Origin of the sequence: Algoriphagus sp. (assembly GCF_024642405.1) — a bacterium.
Taxonomy (GTDB): Bacteria; Bacteroidota; Bacteroidia; order Cytophagales; family Cyclobacteriaceae; genus Algoriphagus.
The window spans coordinates 1-6,681 of record NZ_JAHEBC010000214.1 but is presented as its reverse complement, the minus strand read 5'-3'; the positions used below and the strand labels follow the sequence as shown (position 1 = coordinate 6,681).

5 protein-coding genes are annotated in these 6,681 nt (G+C 36.5%); all 5 read right to left on the bottom strand.

Going from position 1 to position 6,681, the window contains the following annotated elements:
* Positions 1–987 (bottom strand): patatin-like phospholipase family protein (locus Q0L68_RS14360; RefSeq protein ID WP_296704509.1); only part of this gene is annotated, 987 nt, incomplete at its 3' end.
* 296 nt (positions 988–1,283) lie between these two features.
* Entirely contained in the window at positions 1,284–3,686 is a 2,403-nt protein-coding gene (locus tag Q0L68_RS14355) for an outer membrane beta-barrel protein (RefSeq protein WP_296704508.1), read from the bottom strand.
* Positions 3,687–4,037: 351 nt separating this feature from the next.
* Complete coding sequence (locus tag Q0L68_RS14350; protein ID WP_296704505.1) at positions 4,038–5,453, bottom strand: SDR family oxidoreductase; 1,416 nt, start codon at positions 5,451–5,453, stop codon at positions 4,038–4,040.
* Positions 5,454–5,630: a Lacal_2735 family protein gene (locus tag Q0L68_RS14345; protein WP_296704503.1), complete on the bottom strand. Its 177-nt coding sequence runs from the start codon at positions 5,628–5,630 to the stop codon at positions 5,454–5,456.
* A gap of 14 nt (positions 5,631–5,644) precedes the next feature.
* A complete protein-coding gene (locus tag Q0L68_RS14340; protein WP_296704500.1) occupies positions 5,645–6,340 on the bottom strand; it encodes an SDR family oxidoreductase in 696 nt (231 codons plus the stop codon).
* Positions 6,341–6,681 lie beyond the last annotated feature (341 nt).

Genomic DNA, 6,681 nt, shown 5'->3' with positions numbered 1-6,681 from the left:
ATTTTCGGTCATGGCAAAATTATATCTCAGGTACTTGATCAAGGGTTTCCCTGAAATGAAATCATCCCGTAAAGATTCAATTTCCATATCTATATAATGAGCGGTCGGAGAATTAGAGAGCCATTGTAGCATAATTTGGTTTTGCCAACTTGCATCTTGCATCAACATATCCGGTACATTTTGAGCCCAGGTTTTAAGCCAGGCTTCCTTGATTTCCCCAACTTGTTTATGGAAGACACTATAGCCTGTTCCAACAGAAACAACAGTCATTTTATCTTCTCCCATTTCCCAATGGAAAGGAAACCCTTTAAGCGTAGCTACCATCAATAGAGTCATTGCTGGATTGTTTGCCATACTTACCCCTCCATCGACAAATGCGGCCTGTTGACCATCACCAACATCGATCATTTGGGGAGCAAAGTAGGTAGGTGCAGCACTACTTGCTCTTACAGCCTGCCAAAGAGGAATATTCTTATTTTTTCCTAAACTAGTATCAAAGAATTTTCCTTGAGGATGATTGATTAATGGCCAAACACTGTTTGTATCAGCTCTTTTGGCAACGACACATAATCCAGTTTTGATTTCATCACTGCCTAAAGTAATCTCTCCAAATGCACTTCTTAGGGATTTTTCCAAAACGGAGTAATCATAACCTGCTTTCAAAAATTTCCAGGTTTGAAGAGGATTCCAGAAGTTGTGTTTTTTACCAAAAATCTTCCCACCAAGATCCATATATAGATCTTTGATATCGTCTACTTTCATTCCGATGGCTAATGCAGAAGCGATAATAGAGCCGGTGGATGTCCCACCAATCAAATCAAAATGATCACACATCAGGTAATCATTTCCATACTTTTTCTGAAGGATAGTTTCGATTTTCTTAAGATACCCTAGACTCAAGGCACCTCTTATTCCACCGCCATCTAAAGAAAGAATATTTTTAGGTCCAGTGGAGGGGCTAAGATGATCGTGAAGTGTTTTTTTCATGATTTAAATCTAAAAGTTAAAAGTCATGCTTAAAATACGCTTTTTTTGACAGTGAATGAAAAGGAAATAATTAGAATCGAACTCTATTTTTAAAAGGGTCAGTCTTCAATGGAAGAAAATAGGTTTATTGTAAAATACTCATTTGTTAATTTCAATTACCAATAACTCCTTTTACCAGAGATTGACAGTTTTTTAAGAATCGATCTTTTTCTTCTAAAGTACTATCAGGGATATCTATCCAATATTATGGTTTATAAAAAAAAATTAGTCAATTAATCCTCAAATTTACCTTCTATTTAGTTTGTTCGCTGAGATTCCTCTTCTGATCCAAGTTTTCTCTGGCGAGCTGCTTTCAGATCTTGATTACCAAGCGTATAAGTGAGGTTAATCATGACAACCCGCGTATCAAATTGGAGGTAATAGTCTGAATTGAAACCAGGGACATCTATTTTACCGATAAACTTATTGGTATGAAAAATATCTTGGATACTCATTCTGGCTTTGAATTTTGGGCTAAATGATTTTTGGATACCAACGTCAAGTGAACCCAGCCAAGGCGCTCGAGCTAGAGCTTGAATAGAGGGTGAACTAATCCATCCAGTTAATTCTCCGGTCCAGCCTTTTTGGAATGCAAAAGTATTAGACATGTTTAGCCTACTAGAAATTTGCTCCACAATAATAGGATTTTCCTGATAGAGGTAATCAAACCGGCTATAAAGTCCCGTAAAATTCAATTGGGCATTCCACCCTTTCGTGATTGCAAGTGGATAGCTCATAGTAATATTATAGGATTGCGAGGTGCCTACATTATCTGGAGTTCTTTCTGTACGAATACTATCTACTGGTTGAATGAGGTAAAAGATCAAATCAGACACAAAACTTGCACCTATTGAGGTATAAAGTTTGTCCTTGAAACCATGCTTTAATTCAAGGGAATGAGTGTATTCTGGCTGAAGGTATGCATTTCCTCGGCTGTATAAAAAGGGATCAACATAAGATCGGGCTGGGTTCAAGAATTGGTAGCTGGGTCTATTTATTCTATAACTATAGGAGAGAACTAGTGTATGGTTTTCGGATAGTTTATTAGAGATAAAAACACTAGGAAAGACATTTAAATAGTTTCTTTTCACTGTGCTTTCCGTGTTCAGAGATTTTCCTTCAGAAATTGTATGTTCTGCCCTTAGCCCCATTTGTGCTTGTGTGGATTCACCTAGTTTACCGGAAAAGCTGATATAGGCAGCATTTACATTCTCAGTATAAATAAAATGGTTGGATAATATTGGATCTACAATTAGGTTTCCTTCTTCTCCCTGAGATAAGGTCAAATCATTATCACTCTTTACAAAAGCAGTTTTAAGACCCGCTTCCATATTCCAATTGTTAAAAACAACACGACTATAATCAGCTTTAGCAGTTCTGATTGTGATAGTAGTCGGCATTTCAGTTATGAGACCCTGCCCAGGTTGAGTAGGTTCCTCGGGCGTATGACTATCAGTTTGTAATGTATTTGAGTATTGTCTTTTGAATTGACCAATATCAAAGTCCGCTGTAAGCTGGCCTCCGTTTTCACCGAATTTATGTTGGAAATTGAGGTTGCCTACGTTGTTTGTAGAGATGCTGCTGATTTGTTTAGCAGTGCTTGTTTCTAAGTAATTAATGCCTTCATTTCTTTCAAAATCGCTACTGGCAGTTCCATCTTCTCCATTATTACTCCAGAAACCTGTCCAAACCGCTCCAATTGTCGTGTTTTTTCCTAAAAAATAATCTACTCCTGCTTTTGCATTTTGACCCCAATTATCAAAAACAATATAGGTCTTTTGGTCAATGTAGTTTTGTTGTCCCCTGTTTTCAATAAACTGTCTACTATCCAAATCAAAATATCCTCCTCCTGCATTCGCACTATAGTTACCAAACACATTGATTTTCTTAGCACGGTGGTTAATTTGCAAGCTTCCTCTCTCTCTGTCAAAGCGCCCGGAACCAGCTCCAATTGAAATTGATCCATTTGTACCTATATCATTATTCTCCATCAATTTGATATTGATGATTCCTGAGTTCCCCGCCGCATCATATTTAGCAGAAGGGTTTGTGATCAACTCGATCTGATCAATATTATCGCTTGACATGGTACTCAGCAAAATAACTAGATCTTCCATCGATAAATAAGTTTGCTTTCCGTCCATCTGGACGATTACTCCATCTTTCCCGCGTAATCGAAGTGAATTGTTTTGCCTGTCGATGGTAACCCCGGGAGCTTTTTCCAACACTTCAAGAGCCGTAGAGCCACTCGCGATAATGCTATTTGAAACATTGACTACCATTTTATCAATGTACTGTTCAACGAACGGCCTTTTCTCTACAACCATCACTTCATCAAGTTGCTGACTATCTTCTTCTAGCTGAAGAGTAACTCCTTCAAGGGCACTCCTTTCTACCAAAATAGGAGGTAGGTAAACTTGTTTATATCCCATCATGGAGGCAGAAATAAGATAGTTTCCATCTGGTACATCAAAAATCACAAAGTTGCCTAAGGTATCAGTAACGGCGCCCTTAATCAAAGAGGAATCTGAGGGGGTTAGTAATAAGACATTCGCAAAAGATAAAGGGCTTTCTGATGGATCAAGTACCCTTCCGGAAATAGACTGGCCTTTTACACCCCAAGTCAATAATAATGCAGCTAAAAAGAAAAACTGTTTCATAAGCAAAAAAGAAAAATTGAAAAAAATGAATTTGATAAATCAAATAAATTCATTTTGATTTATCGATATAGTATAATTTGTAATAAAAAAATTACAAATACAAAACTTATCCTATATATAGTGTATTTGACACCTAAATAATTGAAAAATAATTGATTGTGTAATATCTTTATGCTTAATACTTTATTTTTAGTTTCATTGAAAAGTGATATAATTTCAAAAAAAATCGCATTTTGGAATAAATAAAAAAATAGAATGTGGAATTACTTTGCTGTTTGATTTTCTAAAGAGTTAAGAGCGAAATAAATTTTTAAAAAAGAGAAGGTATAAATGGCTTTAAATTAATTTACCTCAGTTGACAAGCTCTTTCAGCATGCCTTTAAAAATAAATCCATGGAAAGGCAAAACAGAATACCAGTATAATCTTCCTGATAAGCCCATTGGCCGAAAAGTAGCAGTTTGTTTTAGCACATTATCCTTGAGGTTGAATTCTAGCCATGCTTCTCCTGGAAGTTTCATTTCTGCAAAAAGCAATAATCTCCCTTCTTCTTTGTTGGAATATAGAACTCTCCAAAAATCTAAAGCATCTCCGGGCATCAGCCGAGATGGATGCGTCCTTCCTCTTCTTAATCCTACTCCACCGAAAAGTTTATCCAAAAACCCTCTAATCTTCCATAGCCAGGTTCCATAATACCATCCGTTATCACCACCAATTCGCCATATTTTATCTTTTGCTCGCTCGATATCATTTACCTCAATGGTACGCTCATCTTTAAAGCACCCAAATTTTGGCACCGAAAGATTTAAATCTATTTTTTGATCGATAACACCACTGCTCCATGAGTCTTTCCAACTTGAAAGAATTTCATTTCCCTTAATTTTAAAGAGTGTTTTCTTTAAAGCAGTTTTGTAATCGATAGGATTGATTCCTAAAATTTCATTGATTCTATTATCCTTACAAATTACTTCCACTTTCATGCTGCTCACCAGAGCTGTTGCTAATTTATAGGAGGTAGAAGTAACAAAATATAGCCAGTAGGAGGAGAGTTTAGGTGTCATTACCGGAACTATATAAATTTTTCTTTCCAAACCCCTTGCTTCTGCAAAACCTAGTAACATTTCCTTATAAGTAAGAATATCCGGACCTCCGATATCGAAACTTTGATCATAGACTTCTTCCTTGAAAATTGCCTTACTCAAAAATTCAATAACATCTGCAATACCAATGGGTTGGCATTTGGTGCTTAGCCATTTGGGCGTAATCATAATGGGAAGTTTTTCTACCAAATCCCGAATGATTTCAAAGGAGGCACTTCCTGAACCTATAATTATTCCTGCGCGCAAAGTGGTAAAATGATACTTTCCTTTTTTAAGCTCAAATTCTACGGCTTTTCTGGATTCGAGGTGTCTGGAAAGGGAATCTTCATTGATAATTCCACTTAAATAAATGACATGCTTTGCTTTTGTTTTGCCAATAACTTCCCTGAAATTATTAGCGCATCGCAGTTCCAAAGTCTCATAATCGGAAGAAGAAGCCATGGAGTGCAATAAATAGTAAGCACCATCTAAATCCTTGGGGATTTTAGAAAGTGATTCTCTATCTAAAAAATCAACTTCAATCACCTCGATGTGAGATGTTAACTCTGGCTCTGGATTAAACCGACTTACATCTCTGACACAACAAATCACCTGATGCCCATTTTCGATAAGCACGGGTAGTAATCTTTTGCCGATATAACCGGAGGCACCGGCCAGAAGAATTCTCATTTAGGGCTTACTTTGCTCCAGGCTTTTTATTTCATTCAATACTTCCTCTGCCTCTGCTTGTTTTCTATCACTTTCAGTTCTGTTTACAGTTGAAAGCTTATAGGCTTCTTGTTGAAGTTTTTGATATTTCTCGTTCAATAAATCGATTTTTGATTTCTTCTTAAACAATCCGAACATAATTTTTTCTTTAGTTATTTAATACTTGACATTCCCCCATCTACATGAAGCACTTGCCCACTCATCCAAGAGGATTGGTTTGAAAGCAAGAAGGTAGCCATTTCAGCAATATCTTCTGGAGACCCGATTTTTTTCAGCGGATGCCTTTGTGCATTTGCTTCTTTTTTTTCATCCGAACCCAATAATTTACTGGCTAAAGGCGTGTCTGTTATGGAAGGCGCAATTGCATTTACTCGAATAGAGGGAGCCCATTCTGCGGCGAGGGATCTTGTTAATCCTTCAATTGCTCCTTTCGATGCTGCTACTTGGCTATGAAAATTGAATCCTAATTGAACTGCTACAGTAGAAAATAGGACTACAGATGCATTTTCTGCAGCTTTTAAACGTGAAGCTACAGCTTGAAGTACTTTTACGGCACCTACAACTTGTAGGTTAAAATCCTCAATAAAAGCTTCAGGTTTGATCCTCGCAAATGGTTTGAGGTTGATACTTCCAGGACAATAGGCAATTCCATCCAGTTTTTCTGGTAAGAAATTCAAGTCCAATTCATCGTCTATTACATTCAATTGAGAATAGCTGATATTCGGTGAGTCATTTTCAATTGGATGCTCATTGTAAGTGGCAAATACTTGGTGTCCTGATTCTGCTAATTTATTCGCTAAAGATTTTCCTATTCCAGAGGATGCTCCTACGATCAAATAATTCTTCAAAGCTTATTTCTTTTGTTTAATTAATATGAAAATAACAGCCTTTCAAAAGACTGTTACATATATCATCAACCTCTTAATTCATCATTTGTTTAGGTGGATAGTTTATGCTTTTATCTAAATAAAATTGAACAAGACTTTATTCATTAGCAGCTTTGGAAATAAATTCAGTAAGAATTTCTGTTACAAAGGGGAGGGGTTGGTTTTAATTCAGTTTTTCAATTTTTTTTTCTAACTCTATTTAATTCTTTCCAATACAAGTAACCTGAAATCAAGAAGTTCTGATCCTTTGATTTCAGTGGCATGTAAAGAAATAGGATGGTGTCCTTTATCCAGATGAATTA